Annotated in this window: 14 protein-coding genes; 9 read left to right on the top strand and 5 right to left on the bottom strand. The window is 71.0% G+C overall.

The genetic code is table 11. From position 1 onward, the window contains the following. Window positions 1–728 precede the first annotated feature (728 nt). The 4 genes from plsB to BN3794_RS14850 all read right to left on the bottom strand — a co-directional run bounded on the left by plsB (window position 729) and on the right by BN3794_RS14850 (window position 6,046). A complete protein-coding gene (gene plsB, locus BN3794_RS14865; protein WP_066098529.1) occupies window positions 729–3,407 on the bottom strand; it encodes a glycerol-3-phosphate 1-O-acyltransferase PlsB in 2,679 nt (892 codons plus the stop codon). Beyond that, window positions 3,407–4,312, bottom strand: coding sequence for a hypothetical protein (locus BN3794_RS14860; protein WP_066098968.1), 906 nt, complete (start codon window positions 4,310–4,312; stop codon window positions 3,407–3,409). The genes plsB and BN3794_RS14860 overlap by 1 nt, the downstream gene beginning before the upstream one ends. A 94-nt stretch (window positions 4,313–4,406) precedes the next feature. Then, on the bottom strand, window positions 4,407–5,138 hold the full coding sequence (gene pyrF / locus BN3794_RS14855; protein WP_066098527.1) for an orotidine-5'-phosphate decarboxylase: 732 nt from the start codon (window positions 5,136–5,138) through the stop codon (window positions 4,407–4,409). Then, window positions 5,135–6,046, bottom strand: a complete 912-nt coding sequence (locus BN3794_RS14850) for a 5'-nucleotidase, lipoprotein e(P4) family (protein ID WP_066098525.1) — start codon at window positions 6,044–6,046, stop codon at window positions 5,135–5,137. Before BN3794_RS14850 ends, pyrF begins: the two co-directional genes overlap by 4 nt. 150 nt (window positions 6,047–6,196) lie before the next feature. Between BN3794_RS14850 and BN3794_RS14845 the strand changes: the two genes are divergently transcribed. Continuing rightward, on the top strand, window positions 6,197–6,727 hold the full coding sequence (locus BN3794_RS14845; RefSeq protein ID WP_066098523.1) for a disulfide bond formation protein B: 531 nt from the start codon (window positions 6,197–6,199) through the stop codon (window positions 6,725–6,727). Between the two features lie 9 nt (window positions 6,728–6,736). Here BN3794_RS14845 and idi read toward each other — a convergent pair whose 3' ends face one another. Beyond that, window positions 6,737–7,303: an isopentenyl-diphosphate Delta-isomerase gene (gene idi / locus BN3794_RS14840; protein ID WP_066098522.1), complete on the bottom strand. Its 567-nt coding sequence runs from the start codon at window positions 7,301–7,303 to the stop codon at window positions 6,737–6,739. Window positions 7,304–7,402: 99 nt separating this feature from the next. Between idi and BN3794_RS14835 the strand changes: the two genes are divergently transcribed. The 8 genes from BN3794_RS14835 to BN3794_RS14800 all read left to right on the top strand — a co-directional run bounded on the left by BN3794_RS14835 (window position 7,403) and on the right by BN3794_RS14800 (window position 16,152). Next, window positions 7,403–8,113, top strand: coding sequence for a response regulator (locus BN3794_RS14835; protein WP_066098519.1), 711 nt, complete (start codon window positions 7,403–7,405; stop codon window positions 8,111–8,113). Further along, window positions 8,110–9,471 (top strand): ATP-binding protein, encoded by a 1,362-nt coding sequence (locus BN3794_RS14830; RefSeq protein WP_066098517.1) that lies wholly within the window; start codon window positions 8,110–8,112, stop codon window positions 9,469–9,471. Before BN3794_RS14835 ends, BN3794_RS14830 begins: the two co-directional genes overlap by 4 nt. A 274-nt stretch (window positions 9,472–9,745) precedes the next feature. Beyond that, window positions 9,746–11,242: a UbiD family decarboxylase gene (locus BN3794_RS14825; RefSeq protein WP_066098516.1), complete on the top strand. Its 1,497-nt coding sequence runs from the start codon at window positions 9,746–9,748 to the stop codon at window positions 11,240–11,242. A gap of 16 nt (window positions 11,243–11,258) precedes the next feature. Continuing rightward, window positions 11,259–11,864 (top strand): UbiX family flavin prenyltransferase, encoded by a 606-nt coding sequence (locus BN3794_RS14820; RefSeq protein ID WP_066098514.1) that lies wholly within the window; start codon window positions 11,259–11,261, stop codon window positions 11,862–11,864. After that, complete coding sequence (locus BN3794_RS14815; protein WP_066098513.1) at window positions 11,861–12,580, top strand: DUF554 domain-containing protein; 720 nt, start codon at window positions 11,861–11,863, stop codon at window positions 12,578–12,580. Before BN3794_RS14820 ends, BN3794_RS14815 begins: the two co-directional genes overlap by 4 nt. A gap of 35 nt (window positions 12,581–12,615) precedes the next feature. Beyond that, window positions 12,616–13,053, top strand: coding sequence for a pyridoxamine 5'-phosphate oxidase family protein (locus tag BN3794_RS14810; RefSeq protein WP_066098512.1), 438 nt, complete (start codon window positions 12,616–12,618; stop codon window positions 13,051–13,053). A 58-nt stretch (window positions 13,054–13,111) separates the two neighbouring features. Next, window positions 13,112–14,692: a NosD domain-containing protein gene (locus BN3794_RS14805; protein WP_147675801.1), complete on the top strand. Its 1,581-nt coding sequence runs from the start codon at window positions 13,112–13,114 to the stop codon at window positions 14,690–14,692. A gap of 146 nt (window positions 14,693–14,838) precedes the next feature. Continuing rightward, window positions 14,839–16,152 carry a carbohydrate porin gene (locus tag BN3794_RS14800; RefSeq protein WP_147675800.1) on the top strand — a complete coding sequence of 438 codons (1,314 nt, stop codon included), beginning with the start codon at window positions 14,839–14,841 and terminating at the stop codon, window positions 16,150–16,152. Window positions 16,153–16,209: the final 57 nt, after the last annotated feature.

Raw genomic sequence — 16,209 nt, 5'->3', positions numbered from 1 at the left:
AACGGGAAGCGTCGCGCGCCGCAATGGTTCCGAAGCCATGGCCGCGGACCGGCGTTGCCACCCGCCTCGGCTGACGCGTGGCCATCTTCGCCGGTGCGCGATGGCGATGGCCGAAGGACGAACGCGGCGATGCCGGCCGTGCCGCCGGCGGCCATCGAGGCCACCGCGGTGCTTGTTGCCCCATCGGCACGATGCCGTCGCCGGGCTGGTCCGATCATGAGGCAGGCCGGAAGCGTGCGGCTGCTCCCCTGCCGGCCGGGGGGCGGGACCATCGGGTCAACGGCCGCCGGACGGCCGCGCGATCGCTGGGTGGCACTCCCCCCCCCGCGGGCGTCGGCGCCGGCGTGGCATGCGGGCGTGGCCCGGCGGTGCGACCCCGTCCGTCGCGATGCCGGTGCCACGCTGCGGGTGCATCCAGCGGGCCCGGCCTGGTCGGCCTGGCCGGGTGCGCACGGTCGGCGAGGTGCTGTTCCTCGACCTGCCGCGCTGCCGGGAAGGCGACACCTCGGTGGCGCCGCCTGGCCGACGCGGCAGTCACCGTCGTCGATCCCGCCGCGGCGATTGCCGAAGGTCCCCGGTGCCGCCAGCGACCGCGCCGGCGACGGCCTGCGACGCCCCGCCGTCGCCGGTGCTTCATCGCCATCCCTGCCCGCTGCCTTGGACAGCGGCGGAGGAACGGTGCCTCCAGCCACGCCGCCGCGACGCACCGCGCGTGGCGCGGTGGCGGGTCAGGCTTCCGGCGCGGCCGGCGGCGGCAGTGCCGGCGGTTCGTCCGCCGCCGGCGGCGGCTCGGCCTTGGCCTCCGGGCTGACCCGCTCGATGGTGTGGCGCAGCTCGCGGCCGAGGATGAACTTGGCGTCCTTGGCCCAGGCGTCCAGGCGCTTGTCGAACACCAGCTTGCTGTTCTCGTCCGGCCACACCAGCTTGAGCTGGCGCAGCTTCTGGATGAAGCCGCGGAACAGGCTGCGGTCGAAGAACTCAGGCGCGGCCGGCGCGTACAGCAGGCTCAGCCGCTGCGCGGCCTGCTGGCACAGGCCTTCCAGCTCGGCGGCACCGAGCGTGCCCGGGCCGTTCTTCACCAGCACCGAGATGGTGATGTAGTAGCGCTCGAACGCCTGCTGCAGCGAGTGGCCGATCGCGCGCAGGCGGAACACCTCGTCGGTCTGGCCGGTGTTGCGCGCCAGCATGCCGCCGTCGTCCTCGCCCACGTGCTGCAGCAGGCCCTCGCGCACGAACACCTCGATGGTGTGCTCGATGCGCGCGGCGAACTCGTCCTCGCTCCACGGCAGGAACAGCTCGGCCTGCAGGAACGGGTACACGCTGCGGCCCAGCCGCACCAGCGTGGCCCGGCTCATGCGGCGGTTGTTCTGGAAGCAGCACGCCACCCACGAGGACGCGGTGAACAGGTGCAGCACGTTGTTGCGGAAGTAGCTCATCAGCACCGCGGTGTCGCCGCTGACGGCGAGCACGTCGCCGAGCGGGTGCTGGATGCGGGTGAGCACGCCGATGTGCTCGGCGTGGGCGATGATGCGCTCGGGCGAGTGCGGGGTGACCGTGACCCGGTCCGAGTAGGGCATGTCCACCAGCAGGGTCTTGCACAGGGCGATCTGCGCGATCAGGTCGGCCTCGCCCATGGCGTGCTTGGGGGTGGACAGCAGCGCCAGCGCCAGCAGGTTGATCGGGTTGACGTCGGCGGCGCCGTTGATGTGCACCTGGATCTGTTCGGCCAGGGTGTCCACGGTGTGCGAGAGCCAGGCCGGCTTCTCGTCCTCGGCCACGGCCTCGCCGTGCCATTCCGGCGCCTGCTGCGACAGCACGTCGGTCAGCGCGATCGGCTCGCCGAAGTTGACCACCACCTGGCCGTAGTTCTGCTTGAGCACCTTGGGGATGCCCCACAGCAGCGCCCAGATCGATTCCTTCTGCTTGGGCCGGCCGGACAGCTCGTCCAGGTAGCTGGCGCCCTCCATCAGCTTCTCGTAGCCGATGTACACCGGCTGGAACAGCACCGGGCGCTTGGGCGCGCGCAGGTAGGCGCGCAGGGTCATGGCGATCATGCCGCCCTTGGGCCGCAGCAGCCGGCCGGTGCGCGAGCGCCCGCCCTCGACGAAGTACTCGATGGAGTAGCCGCCAGCCACCAGCTGCGCCACGTACTCGCTGAGCACCGCCGAATACAGCACGTTGCCGCGGATCGAGCGGCGGATGAAGAACGCCCCGCCCTTGCGCAGCAGGGTGCCCACCACCGGCAGGTTGAGGTTGATGCCGGCCACGATGTGCGGCGGCACGATGCCGCGCTCGTACAGCAGGTAGCTCAGCAGCAGATAGTCCATGTGGCTGCGGTGGCTGGGCACGTAGACGATCTCGTGCCCGGGCGCGGCGTCCTTGAACTTCTCCAGGTGGTGCACCAGCACGCCGGCGTAGATCCGGTTCCACACGTGGCTGAGCAGGAAGCTGGCCGAGCGCACCACCGGCGCGGAGTAGTCCGCGGCGATCTCCCAGGCGTAGGCATGGGCCTTCTTCCACGCCTCGGCCATGGGCGTGTTGTCGCGCTTGGCCTGGGCGGCGATGGCCTCGCGCACCGGCTCGGACTCCAGCACCTTGTCCACCAGCAGGCGGCGGGTGGACAGGTCCGGGCCGATCACCGATTCGCGGATGCGGCGGAAATGGGTGCGCAGCACGCGCTGCAGCTTGCGCAGGGTGCGTTCCGGGTCCAGCCCCTCGGCCTCGCCCTCGGCGACGATCTCGCGCACGCGGATCGGCGCGGAGAAGCGCACGATGGTGTCGCGGCCGTTGAGCAGCACGCCGAGCAGGCGGCGGAAGCCGCCCACCAGCGCCCAGTTCTCCGAGAACAGCACCGCGAACCAGCCGCTCTGCTTGTCCGGCGCGCGGCCGACGAAGATCGACACCGGCACCAGCTTGACGTCCAGCTCCGGGTGCAGGCGATGGGCGGCCAGCAGCCGCGCCAGCGAGTCGGAGTGGGTGCGTGCGCCGCGCTGCTCGGGGATCAGCGCGTTGGTGGAGCTGCGCCGCGACAGCGCCAGGTAGGCGCGCTTGCGGCCGAGCGGATCGCCCGGCAGCGGCACCAGCGGCGAGGGCAGGCCGGCCTCGCGGCAGGCCTTGTCCAGGATCAGGGCATTGGACAGGCCGTAGTCCTCCAGCACGTACACCACCGGCGGGGTGTCGTACTGGCGCGGATCCTCCGGCTCGATCTTCAGCCCCAGCCACGGGTCGGCGATGCGCCCGAGCAGGCGTGCCCACAGCGGCCGGCGCCCGCGCACGACCGCGCGCGCACCGCTTCCGGCGACCGCCGGGACCGCGTCGCCGGCGGCGACGGGATCCTGCGCAGGGCGCGCGTCCCGGGGCTGCTCGTCGGGAAAGGGAAGCGGATTCTGTTCTGGCATCGGCGCCATTATGACCCAGCGGGCGCGGGCGGTCCGGCCGTGGCCGGGCGTGCCTGGCGCAACAGCGCGGCCACCGCCTGCAGCGTGCTGGCCCGGTACCAGCCGTGGCCGCGCTGGACCATGGCCTGGTCGAATTCGATCTCGCTGCCGGCCAGCGGATAGCGCACGCGCACCTGGGCGGTATCGCCGTCGCGCCGCGCCTGGCCGGCGTCCAGCGCCTGCAGGGTCTGGTCCAGGTCCAGGTCGTAGCTGGCCAGCACCTGCTTGAACTCGGCCAGGAACGGGCCCAGCCGGCGCAGGCTCTCCTCCATGCCCGCGGCCTGCAGGCGTTCGGGAGTGTCCAGGCCGGTGCGGCGCGCGGCTGCGGCCAGGCGCGCGATCGCGGCCTGGGCACGGGCGCGGTCGCCCAGCGGCGCGCGCTCGGCCCAGTGGCCCAGCGCGGTGACCAGCTGCACGTAGTAGTCGCGCTGGCCGGGGTCGTAGTCGCCCTGGTTGCGCAGGTACTGCACGCCGAACTGGGTCAGCGAGTGCGCGGCCTGGCGCAGGGCGGCGTTCTGGCCCGCGAACTGGGCATCGTAGGCGCGCATCAGCCGCGTCTCCGCGCCGGGCGCGGCCAGCCCGGCCAGCAGGCCGGGCACGCGCTCGGCCAGCGGGAATTCGGTCAGCGGCCAGCGGCTGCGGCCGTCGCGCCAGGCCGATTCCAGCTGCGCGTACTGGTCCGGCGGCACCGCCGCGCGGGCGTAGCCGACCAGGTCGTTGTCGTGCAGGTGGCGGGCCAGCTGGCGTATCGCCTGCGCCGGCTCGGCGGCCTGCCCGGCCAGTTCGCGGTTGCGCTGGCAGCTGGCGGCGGCCAGCGCGGCCAGGATCAGGCCGGCGGCGACCCAGCGCGTCGGGCGCCTTGGACTGGAAAGCATCGGCATGTGGCGAGTCCCCTGTCGGACAGGCATCTTGGCGGCGCGGGCCGGCGCGGGCAAGGGCGCCGTTCGCGTTTCGCCGGGTGCGGCCGGCTCAGCCGCGCCCGGCCACGGCGCGGGCGACCTCGTCCTGGAGGGCCAGCGCCGCCGCGCGCGGGTCCCCGGCCAGGCGGATCGGCCGGCCGACCACGATCGCATCGGCGCCGTCGGCGAAGGCGCGGGCGACGCCGACGGTGCGGCGCTGGTCGTCGCCGCCGGGCCCGTCCGGGCGGATGCCCGGGCAGACGATGGAGAAGCCCTCGCCGAGCGCGGCACGCAGCGGGCCGGCCTCCTGGCCGGAGGCGATGACCCCGTCCACGCCGCAGGCCTGGGCGGCGCGGGCGCGCTCGAGCACGATCTCCACCGGTTCGCGGTCCATGCCCAGCGCGGCCAGGTCCTCGCGGCCCATCGAGGTGAGCACGGTGACCGCCAGCAGGCGCATGTCCGGGTTGCGGTTGGCGTCGGCGGCGGCGGCCATCATCGCCGCATGCCAGCCGTGGATGGTGCAGTAGCTCACCGGCCAGTCCGACAGGCCGCGGACCGCGGCGGCGACCGTGGCCGGAATGTCGAAGAACTTCAGGTCCACGAACACGCGCTTGCCGCGGTGGGCGAGCGCGTCGAGCACGCGGAAGTAGTCGCCGGAGGCGAGCAGCTCCATGCCGATCTTGTAGAACGACACCGCATCGCCGAGGCGGTCGATCCAGGCCGTGGCCTGCTCCAGGTCCGGCACGTCCAGCGCGAAGATCAGCCGCTCGTGCGCGGCCAGCGCCAGCGGCGCTCGGCTCACCGGTCCAGCTCCAGCGCGCGGCGCTTGGCGTCGCGGCGCTGCTCGCGCGGCTGGGTCCAGTCGTTGTTGAACTGGGCCGGTTCCCAGGCGCCGTAGCTCGGGTTGGGCAGCATCCACCAGCGCTCGCCGAACCAGGCCTGGTACTGGTCGTACAGGGCGCGGCGGCCTTCCGGCACGTTGGCCTCGACCTTGACGAAGTCGCCGAGCTGGTCGCCGAACTGCATCAGCACGCGGTACTGGCGGCCGACCAGGCGGCGCCGGCAATCCTTCTCGGTGCCGTCCTGCTCGCAGCCCGGCACCACCGTGCCCAGCCCGAGGAACGTGCTCGCATCGCCGACCGGCAGCCCGACCGCGCGCAGGTTGTCCAGGGTGGCCTGCTGCAGGTGGGTGGCGCGGTTGGTCAGGTAGATCATGGTCACGCCCTTGGCCGCCGCGCGCCGGGCGAACTCGACCGCACCGGGGACGGCCCGGGCCTTGCGCTCCTGCACCCAGGCGTCCCAGGTGGGGTCGGAGTATTCGTTGCCGTCGACGATCAGCCGGGCCTGGTAGGGCGAGTTGTCCAGCACGGTCTCGTCCACGTCCACCACCACGGCGGGCTTGCGCGGGGCGGCGCCGGCTTCGCGTTCGTCGGGCACCAGCGCGTTCCACGACGGATCGGCGAGCGCGGCGTCCAGGCGGTCGCCCGCCGCGCGCCAGGTCTGCTCGGCGAGGGCGCGGTATTCCTCGGCGCGCTGCATCCACAGCACCGCGTTGAGATTGTCGTCGGCGGGCACCGCCGCGGCAGGCGCCGCCGCGGTGGCGCCCGCGCCTGCGGCGGCCGGGGGTACCGGGCGGGTATTGGACGGGGCGCAGGCGCCCAGGGCCAGCGACAGGGCGAGGGGAAGCAGGAAGACGGCAGGAGCGCGCATCGGGGACCGGAGGTGGCGTCGGGATGGGGCGATTCTATCCGACCCGTTTGACGCCCCTGTTTCTTGATGTCGATCAAGAGGGGGCCGGGGCGGGCGGCGCATGATCGCGCCATGGCCCCGTCGGGCCGCCAGCGACAGAGGAGCCAGGCCATGCGCGACGACAATCCCCGGAAGTGGAATCCCTTCGGCTGGACCTTCCGCCAGCGCTGCCTGGCCGGGTTCGCCGCCTGCCTGGGCGTGCTGCTGTACGCGCTGTACGTGCAGTTCTTCGACCACCTGCAGCCCTGCCCGTTGTGCACGTTCCAGCGCGGCGCCTTCGTGGTGCTGGGCGTGGTGTTCCTGCTGGGCGCGGCCTGGGGCCCGCGCGGGCGCGGCGGCCGCGCCGCCTGGGCGGTGCTGGCGGTGCTGGCCGCGGCGGCGGGGGCCGCGCTCGCCATCCGCCACGTCTGGCTGCAGCTGCTGCCGGCGGCCGAGGTGCCCGCCTGCGGCCCGGACCTGGCCTACATGCTGCGCGAGATGCCGATGGCGGACATGATGCGCCAGGTCTTCACCGGCTCCGGGGAATGCGCGGTGATCGACTGGACCTTCCTGGGCCTGTCGATGCCGGCGTGGAGCCTGGTCACCTTCCTCGTGCTGGGCGCGTGGGCGGCGATCGCCGTGTCCGCCCGGCGCGCCGGGTGAGCCGCGCGCTCACGCGCGTGCCGGGAACGCGGCGGCCTGCATCGCCGCCAGGCGCGGCCATTCCAGGCGCAGCCACGGGGTGAAGGGGGCCTGGCGGTCGCGCAGCGCGGCGCCCAGTTCCTGCGGCCACAGCCAGCGCAGCGCGGCCACCTCGTCCGGGTCCGGCCGCAGCCGGCGCGGATCCACCTCGCCGGTGAACACGTGGCACAGCTCGGACTCGCTGCCGGCCTCGCCGTACCGGGCGTGGTAGACGAAGGAGAACCGCCACGCCAGCTCGCCGCCCGGCGACGCGCCCAGTTCCTCGCGCACGCGGCGCGCGGCGGCATCGTGCAGGCGTTCGCCCCAGCGCGGGTGGGAGCAGCAGCTGTTGGCCCAGTAGCCCGGCCACAGCGGCTTGGCGGCGCTGCGCTGCTGCAGCAGCACCCGGCCCTGAGGGTCGAAGAGGAACACCGAGAAGGCGCGGTGGAGGATGCCCTCGCCGGCGTGGCAGGCGGACTTGGCCACCGGGCGCAGGGCACGATCCTGCGCGTCCACGGCGATCAGGGCGTCGGTGGCGGCACGGTCGGGATCGGACATGCGCGCGACGCTAGCACCCGGCGGCGCGCACAGGTGTGGCCAGATGTGGCGGCGGGGGTCTGGTATTTTTGCCGGGGTCCGCAGCCCACCGGTGTCCCCGTGTCCCACCTGCTCGTCGTCGATGACCATCGCTCGATCCGCGAGCCGCTGGCCGCCTACCTGCGCAGGCAGGGCTTCGAGGTGACCGCCGCGGCCGACGCGGCCGGCGCCCGGACCTGCATGGCCGCCACCCGCTTCGACCTGATCATCCTCGACCTGATGCTGCCGGGCGAGGACGGCTGGTCGCTGTGCCGCTACATCGTCGCCGAGCAGCACGTGCCGGTGATCATGCTCACCGCCAAGGCCGAGTATTCCGATCGCATCGTCGGGCTGGACCTGGGCGCGGACGACTACGTGGTCAAGCCGTTCAGCGTCGACGAGCTGGTGGCGCGCGTGCGCAGCGTGCTGCGCCGCGCGCGGATGATGCCGCCGGGCCTGGTGGACGAGAAGGGCCTGCTGCACTTCGAGGGATGGTGCCTGGACCTGGGCCATCGCCGGCTGTCGGATCCGGAAGGCAACGAGGTCGCGCTGAGCACCATGGAGTACCGGCTGCTGCGGGTGTTCCTCGAGCGCCCCAACCAGGTGCTCGGGCGCGACGACCTGCTGGACCTGACCAGCCGCGACGGCAACCCCTTCGACCGCAGCGTGGACAGCCAGGTGAGCCGCCTGCGCAAGAAGCTGGAGAAGGACCCGCGGCACCCGACGATGCTCAAGACCATCTGGGGCGACGGCTACCTGTTCGCGGCGGACGTGACCCAGGACGCGCCATGAAGCTGGTGCCCCGGCACCTGGCGGGCCAGTTGGTCCTGCTGATGCTGGGCGGCTTCGTCGTTGGCAACCTCTTCGGCCTGCTGCTGCTGTGGCCGCAGTCCGGCGCGCTGCACCCGATCGCGCGCGAGCACGCGCTGTCGCGCACGATCACCGCCTACCGGCTCGCCCACCGGATGCCGGTCGAGGACACCGGCTGGCTGACCTCCTTCGACAGCCGCGTGGCCAAGCTGTGGATAGACCGCACCGCCAGCGTGCACGCGATGGACGAGCGCGAGGCCGGCCTGGCCGGCGATCTCGAGCAGCGCCTCGGCGCGAGCAGCGTGACCGTGCGCATGCCGTGCCGGGCCGATGCGGAAAGTCGCGCGCTGATGGCGGGGGTGGACACGCGCGAGGGCGGGATCCGCTGCGTGGAGATCGACCTGGCGCTGGGGGCCGGCCGCTGGCTGCACACCCGCCAGGCCCTGCCGGTGCAGTCCTCGTGGCAGGAGGGCTGGCAGCTGATGCGGCTGTCCATGCTCGCGGGCATCCTGCCGCTGCTGATCGTCATGTACGTTTTCGCGCGGCGCATCATGCAGCCGACCTCGCAGCTGACCGATGCGGCCGAGCGCATGAGCCGGGGCGAACGGATCCAGAAGCTGCGCGTGCACGGCCCGGAGGAGATCCGCGAGATCGCGCTGGCCTTCAACGACATGCACGAGCGCATCACCCGCTTCGTCGACGAGCGCACGCGCATGCTGGCCGCCATCAGCCACGACCTGCGCACGCCGCTGACCTCGCTGGAACTGCAGGCGGCCATGCTGCCCGACAGCGAGGAGCGCACCGAGATGCTGCGCACGCTGGAGGAGGTGAGGCAGATGGTCAACGAGACCCTCAGCTTCGCCCACCAGAACGCGGCCTCCGAGCAGAGCGCGGACGTGGACCTGTGCGCGCTGATCGCCGAGGTCGTGGAGCGCCAGAAGGAGCTGGGCCGGGACGTGACCCTGCAGGCCCCGGCCCCCGTGCCGTACCGCTGCCGCCCGCTGGCGCTCAAGCGCGCCATCGGCAACCTGGTGGAGAACGCGCTCGCCCATGGCACCCATGCCGACGTGCGCGTGCAACGCGATGCCCGCGGCAACGCGGTCATCGGCGTGCGCGACGACGGCCCGGGCATTCCCGAGCAGATGCTGGAGCGGGTGTTCGAGCCGTTCTTCCAGCTCGATTCCTCGCGCAACCACGAGGACCGCACCGGCGCGGGCGTGGGGCTCGGCCTGGCCATCGCCCGCGACTGCATCCGCGCCCACGGCGGCAGCATCCAGCTCTCCAACCCGCCCGGCGGCGGGCTCGACGCCGAGGTCGTGCTGCCCGCCGAGCGCAGCTGACCGGCACCGGCGGCGGCGGCCGCCACACTTTTCCAAAGTTTCGCGCAGGCCGGCCGCTAGGCTTGCCTCCATGCGCAGTGCCGCGTTTGCCCGGGCACTGCCGCAGACCATCGCATGCCTGCCCGGAGAATTCGGGGCGGGCATTTTTTTCGCCTAAAAAGTCCTTTAAAATCAATTACTTGAATTGATCTGAATCAATGAGGCGGCACGTCTTCGCGGGGATCATCTGTTCCAGGCAACGAGCCTGGCGACTTCCCCATCGCGGAGACGAAACATGAGCAACAACACCCTCAAGGCAGCCGACATCACCGACCTGCGTTCGGCCATCGCGCTGCTCAAGCAGTACCCGGGCGAATACGTCGAGACCGACGTGGCCGTCGATCCGGAGGCCGAGCTGTCCGGCGTCTATCGCTACGTCGGCGCCGGTGGCACGGTGATGCGCCCGACCCAGACCGGCCCGGCGCTGATGTTCAACAACGTCAAGGGCTACCCGGGCGTGCGCGTGCTGATCGGCCTGCTGGCCTCGCGCGAGCGCGTGGCGCGCATGTTCGGCATGGACAAGGAGAAGCTCGGCTTCCAGATGCGCGAGGCGGTCAAGAACGCGATCGCCCCGGTGGTGGTGCCGCACGAGAAGGCGGCGTGCCAGGAAGTGGTGCACCTGGCCAGCGAGCCGGGCTTCGACCTGCGCACGCTGCTGCCGGCGCCGAAGAACACCCCCGAGGACGCCGGCCCGTACTTCACCCTGGGCATGTGCTACGGCGCCGACCCGGACACCGGCGCGCACGACGTGACCATCCATCGCCTGTGCGTGCAGAGCAAGGACGAGATCTCGATGTACTTCGTCCCCGGCCGCCACCTGGACCAGTTCCGGCAGAAGTACGAGAAGGCCGGCAAGCCGATGCCGATCACCATCTCCATCGGCGTGGACCCGGCGATCGAGATCGGCGCCTGCTTCGAGGCCCCGACCACCCCGCTGGGCTACGACGAGCTGTCCATCGCCGGCGGCCTGCGCGGGCGCCCGGTCGAGCTGGTGGACGGCGTGGCGGTCAAGGGCGCGCGCGGCATCGCCAACGCCGAGATCGTGATCGAGGGCGAGCTGCTGCCGAACGTGCGCGTGCAGGAGGACCAGAACACCCACACCGGCAAGGCCATGCCCGAGTTCCCCGGCTACACCGGCGAGGCCAAGGCCGCGGTGCCGGTGATCAAGGTCAAGGCGGTGACCACGCGCAAGGACCCGATCCTGCAGACCTGCATCGGCCCGTCCGACGAACACACCAACATGGCCGGCATCCCGACCGAGGCCTCGATCCTGGCGCTGGCCGAGCAGGCGCTGCCGGGCCTGGTGCAGAACGTGCACTGCCCGTCGCCGGGCACCGGCAAGTACGTGGCCTTCATCCAGATCAAGAAGCGCACCGCCCAGGACGAGGGCCGCCAGCGCCAGGCCGCGCTGATCGCCTTCACCGCGTTCTCCGAGCTCAAGCACGTGTTCCTGGTGGACGAGGACGTGGACATCTTCGACACCAACGACGTGATCTGGGCGATGACCACCCGCTACCAGGGCGACGTGGACACCATCACCATCCCCGGCGTGCGCTGCCATCCGCTCGATCCCTCGCAGGACCCGGCCTTCAGCCCCTCGATCCGCGGCCACGGCATCACCTGCAAGACGATCTACGACTGCACCGTGCCGTTCGACCTGAAGGACCACTTCCAGCGCTCGCAGTTCCTGGAAGTGGACGCCGAGCGCTTCGTCCCCGGCTACAAGAAGTAACCACGGAGTCCGTGCCATGCAAAAGCCAAGAGTGATCGTCGGCATCAGCGGCGCCACCGGCTTCCAGTATGGCGTCAAGGCCCTCCAGCTCCTGCGCGAGCTGGGGGCCGAGACCCACCTGGTGATGTCCAAGGCCGCCGGCCTGACCCGCGAGCACGAGACCGCGATGTCGCGCGAGGAGGTGATCGCGCTGGCCGACGTGTTCTATCCCACCGGCGCGGTCGGCGCGGCGATCTCCAGCGGTTCGTTCCGCACCGTCGGCATGATCGTGGCGCCGTGCTCGATGCACTCGCTGGCGGCCATCGCCAACGGCGTCACCGACAACCTGCTCACCCGCGCCGCCGACGTGGTGCTCAAGGAGCGCCGCAAGCTGGTGCTGATGGTGCGCGAGACGCCGCTGCACCTGGGCCACATCCGCAACATGGCGGCGGTCACCGAGTACGGCGCCATCGTGTTCCCGCCGGTGCCGGCGCTGTATGCCGGCCCGCAGTCGATCGAGCAGATCGTCACCCACAGCGCCGCCCGGGCCATCGGCCTGCTCGGCTTCGACTACACGCAATTGCCGCGGTGGGGCGAAAGCCTGCCTGCCACCACCGCGGAAGCAGAAGGGGAAAGCCCATGATCATCGGACCCTACATCAACGGCGCGGCCGTGCTGTTCGGCGCCATCGGCGGCGCCATGCTGGCCAACCGCATGCCCGAGCGGCTGCGCAGCGCCATGCCGCTCACCTTCGGCGTCGCCTCGATGGCGATGGCGGTGATCCTCATCAACAAGGCCACGCACATGCCGGTGATGGTGCTCTCGGGCATCCTCGGCGCGCTGGTCGGCGAGCTGCTCTACCTGGAGCGCGGCATCGGCAAGCTGGGCAACATGGCCAAGGGGGCCGTGGAATCGCTGCTGCCGGCGCCGAAGAACGGGCTGTCCGAGGAAGCGTTCCTGGAGAAGTTCGTCGCCATCATCGTGCTGTTCTGCGCCAGCGGCACCGGCATCTTCGGCTCGATGCACGAGGGCATGACCGGCGATGCCTCGGTGCTGATCGCCAAGTCGTTCCTGGACTTCTTCACCGCCGCCATCTTCGCCACCTCGCTGGGCTACGCGGTGGCCACCATCGCCGTGCCGCAGCTGGCCATCCAGCTCGCCCTGGCCTTCGGCGCGGTGCTGATCCTGCCGCTGACCACCCCGGCCATGCAGGCCGACTTCTCGGCGGTGGGCGGCCTGCTGATGCTGGCCACCGGCCTGCGCATCTGCGGCATCAAGGTGTTCCCGGTGGCCAACATGCTGCCCGCCCTGCTGTTCGCCATGCCGGTGTCGGCCCTGTGGGTCCGGATATTCGGCTGATACGCACGACGACCGCCCCAACAGGGACCCTGGACATGAACCCGCTGCCCGCACGGATCGAAGCCTTCCTGCAGGACCACCACGTGCTGTCGCTGGCCGTGTGCCGCGACGGCGAGGTGTGGGCTGCCAACGCCTTCTTCGCCTTCGACCCGGCCGGCGTGCGCTTCGTGTTCCTGGGCAGCCAGGACACGCGCCATGCCGCCATGCTCCAGGCCAACCCGCACGCGGCGGGCACCATCGCCGGCCAGCCGCTGGAGATCTCCGAGATCCGCGGCCTGCAGTTCGAGGGCGATGCCCGCCTGCTGGAAACGCCGGTGCAGCGCGATGCCGCCCTGGGCCTCTACCGGGCGCGGTTCCCCCAGGCCGCGGCCCTGTCCGCCCCGGCCTGGGAGCTGCGCCCGCTGCGGATGAAGCTGACCGACAACCGGCTCGGCTTCGGCACCAAGATCCTGTGGACCCGCGATGCCGGATAGGTGCATCGCCTCCCCATACGAATACGACGAGACCACGTCCTAGAGAGGAAGCAAGCAGATGAGCAGCAAGATCCGTCTTTCACTACTGGCCGCCGCCATCCTGGCGGCCCCGGCCTTCGCCCAGGACGCCGGTGGCGATCCGGCGATCGCCGGCATGGCGCCGCCGCGTCCCGCACCGGGCCAGGTGCTCAAGGTCACCAGCTATGCCGACGACGGCAGCGCGGGCACCTTCCGCTGGGCCCTGGAGCAGAACAACCGCAATCCCGGCGACTACCGCATCGAGCTGTCGGCCCTGCAGCCGGGCGAGAACGTCATCCACATCGAGAGCGAGCTGCCGCCGATCAAGGGGCCGGTGGTCATCGACAACGTCAGCTACGGCCAGACCGGCACCTACGTGGTGATCGACGGCGCCCGCTACATCGGCGGCACCGACCCGCAATCGTGCCCCGGTGCCGTGCCCGGCACCTACGGCACCAACGTGCGCACCACGACCAAGCCGGGCCTGATCCTGCGCGACACCGACGGCGTGGAACTGCACGGCCTGGAGGTGCGCAACTTCTGCATCGGCATCCTGATCAACCGGGCGCGCGGCAGCCTGATCCACGACAACCGCATCGTCCACAACATCGGCGGTGCCGGCATCATGCTCACCGGCGACGACGGCAAGGGCAATTCCACCGCCGCCACCACGGTGCACAACAAGATCCTGCGCAACGTGTTCGTCGACAATGGCGATGCGATGGAGGCGACCCGCGGCTCGGCGTTCAACCTGATCGCCGACAACTTCATCACCAGCTCGGACAAGAACAACAAGGAGCCGTCGCAGGGCCTGGAGATCCTGTGGGGCAACGACAACGCCATCGTGCACAACCACTTCGAGAACATGTCCGACGGCGTGCAGCTGAACTGGGGCAACCGCAACTTCATCTCCGGCAACACCTTCAACGGCCTGTCCTCCGCGGTGACCCTCAGCGGCACCGGCAACATCGTCTCGGGCAACGTCATGCACGACAACCGGGTGGCGGTGTCGGTGCGCCCGCAGGCCGCGCCCGGCCCGAACGGCACCTACGGCAAGAACCGCGTGCTCGGCCCGGCGGTCAACACGATCACCGCCAACGCGATGTACGACAACGGCAAGGACGTCAAGCGCTGCTTCGCCGGCGGCGCGTGCCTGCCGGACCAGCACGGCGCGATCGTGTTCAACGTGCCGGGGCTGGAGCACGGCCAGTACGTGGGCGACCGCGGCGGCGGCATCGAGAGCGACCCGGCCAAGCTGGAGAAGATCTGCGCGCTGGACGGCAACGTGGCCGACTGCGAGCCGACCCCGAACTACGGCCAGGCCGCACCGGTGCTGACCTCCGCCCGCCGCGTCGGCAAGGGCGCCCGGCTCGAGGGCACCTTCAGCGGCCAGCCGTCCACCCTGTACCGGGTGGAGGTGTTCGCCAACAGCCGGCCCGGCGAGGACGAGGCCGAGCGCTACCTGGGCTACGTGAACGTGCCGGTGGATGCCCAGGGCCAGGCCCGGTTCGTCTACGAGGTGCCCGCCGGGGAGGCGGGCGGCATCGCCAACCTGACGGCGACGCTCACCACCGTCGACGGCGCGACCTCCGTGCTCAGCAAGCCGGTTGCGCTGAAGTAGGCACTCGGCGGGGCGGGCGAGGACGCCCGTCCCGCGGGGTGCCACCCGGGCTGGAACGCGGGATCCAGGTTGCCGCATGCGCGGCGATCCGGGCGCGCACGCGCCCGCCCCCGGCCGGCCGACCGATACATATCGAGGGATAGGTTATGAACACGAATTCCAAGGCTTCCTCCCACCGGGCCGTGCTGCCGCTGGTGATCGCCGCCGCCCTGGCGCTGCCGGGCGTGGCGATCGGCCAGGAGGCTTCCTCCGACCTGTTCACCGGCAAGACCATGACCGGCGACTGGGGCGGCAAGCGCAGCGCGCTGTTCGCCGAGGGCGTCAACCTGCGCGGCGGCTTCATCACCGAGGCGATGGGCGTGGTGGACGGCGGTGTCGACCACAGCGCGCGCAACGCCTTCCAGACCCAGGTCGGCGTCGACCTGGACATGGGCAAGCTGACCTCCTTCTGGGGCGATGGCCGCTTCCACCTGACCATCAACGACCGCCGCGGCCGCGGCACCTCGCAGGACCTGGCCGGCAACGACTACATGCCGATCCAGGAGATCTACAGCGACCAGTTCACCCGCATCTCCGAACTGAGCTACGACCAGAACTTCCTCGACAGGAAGGTGAACTGGAAGGCCGGCTTCTACGTGATGGGCAATGATTTCGGCATCAACCAGATCATGACCAATTTCGTCAACGCGGCGCTGTGCGCGCACCCGATCTCGCTGTCCACCAGCGCGGGCTGGACCAACTGGCCGCGGCCGCGCTGGGCCACTCACGTCACCGTGCATCCCACGCCCGAGACCACCGTGCGTGCCGGCATGGTGCTGGTCAACACCAACTACAACCTGGAGGCCAACCGCTGGAGCCTGCACGAGCACGGCACCACCGGCCACCTGTACCCGGTCGAGTTCGAGTGGGCGCCGGGCACCGCCAGCAAGGGCAACTTCCCCGGCCACTACAAGATCGGCTACTACTACGACACCTCCGACGCGAAGATGGTCGGCAACCGCAACACGCTGGTCGCCGACCACCGCGAGGGCGGCTACGTCATGACCGACCAGAAGCTGACCAACAACGCGGTCAACGGCGGCCTGAGCGTGTTCGCCCAGTACACCGCGCAATCGCAGCAGACCGCGGTGATGCACCGCTGGTTCTCCACCGGCTTCGTCTACCAGGGGATGTTCCACAGCCGTCCGCAGGACCGCGTGGCGGTGGGCTACGTGCGCGCCTCGATCAACCGCCACCTGCTGCAGCAGCAACTGCAGCTGCAGGCGATGGGGCTGATCAGCGACCCGGACTGGGAGCTCAACCAGGCCGAGGCACTGTGGGAGGTGGCCTACACCTTCCAGGTCAAGCCGTGGCTGTCGCTGCGCCCGGACGTGCAGTACATCACCAACCCCGGCACCTTCCGCTACAAGAACACCGACAACGTGCTGGCGCTCGGCCTGCAGGCCAAGGTCACGTTCTGACCGTACGCCGGATCCCGGCGACGGCGGACCTGCCGCCGTCGCCTTTTGCCTAGACTC

The organism is Xanthomonas massiliensis (genome assembly GCF_900018785.1).
Classification (GTDB): Bacteria; Pseudomonadota; Gammaproteobacteria; order Xanthomonadales; family Xanthomonadaceae; genus Xanthomonas_B; species Xanthomonas_B massiliensis.
This window is presented reverse-complemented; position numbering and strand designations above follow the sequence as displayed.

Excerpts from the sequence above, each read along its gene's own strand:
- BN3794_RS14830 (WP_066098517.1), top strand. The coding sequence starts at position 8,110 with ATGAAGCTGGTGCCCCGGCACCTGGCGGGCCAGTTGGTCCTGCTGATG.
- BN3794_RS14820 (WP_066098514.1), top strand. The coding sequence starts at position 11,259 with ATGCAAAAGCCAAGAGTGATCGTCGGCATCAGCGGCGCCACCGGCTTC.
- BN3794_RS14805 (WP_147675801.1), top strand. The coding sequence starts at position 13,112 with ATGAGCAGCAAGATCCGTCTTTCACTACTGGCCGCCGCCATCCTGGCG.
- plsB (WP_066098529.1), bottom strand. The coding sequence starts at position 3,407 with ATGGCGCCGATGCCAGAACAGAATCCGCTTCCCTTTCCCGACGAGCAG.
- BN3794_RS14800 (WP_147675800.1), top strand. The coding sequence starts at position 14,839 with ATGAACACGAATTCCAAGGCTTCCTCCCACCGGGCCGTGCTGCCGCTG.
- BN3794_RS14845 (WP_066098523.1), top strand. The coding sequence starts at position 6,197 with ATGCGCGACGACAATCCCCGGAAGTGGAATCCCTTCGGCTGGACCTTC.
- BN3794_RS14815 (WP_066098513.1), top strand. The coding sequence starts at position 11,861 with ATGATCATCGGACCCTACATCAACGGCGCGGCCGTGCTGTTCGGCGCC.
- BN3794_RS14860 (WP_066098968.1), bottom strand. The coding sequence starts at position 4,312 with ATGCTTTCCAGTCCAAGGCGCCCGACGCGCTGGGTCGCCGCCGGCCTG.
- BN3794_RS14810 (WP_066098512.1), top strand. The coding sequence starts at position 12,616 with ATGAACCCGCTGCCCGCACGGATCGAAGCCTTCCTGCAGGACCACCAC.
- BN3794_RS14850 (WP_066098525.1), bottom strand. The coding sequence starts at position 6,046 with ATGCGCGCTCCTGCCGTCTTCCTGCTTCCCCTCGCCCTGTCGCTGGCC.
- BN3794_RS14825 (WP_066098516.1), top strand. The coding sequence starts at position 9,746 with ATGAGCAACAACACCCTCAAGGCAGCCGACATCACCGACCTGCGTTCG.
- idi (WP_066098522.1), bottom strand. The coding sequence starts at position 7,303 with ATGTCCGATCCCGACCGTGCCGCCACCGACGCCCTGATCGCCGTGGAC.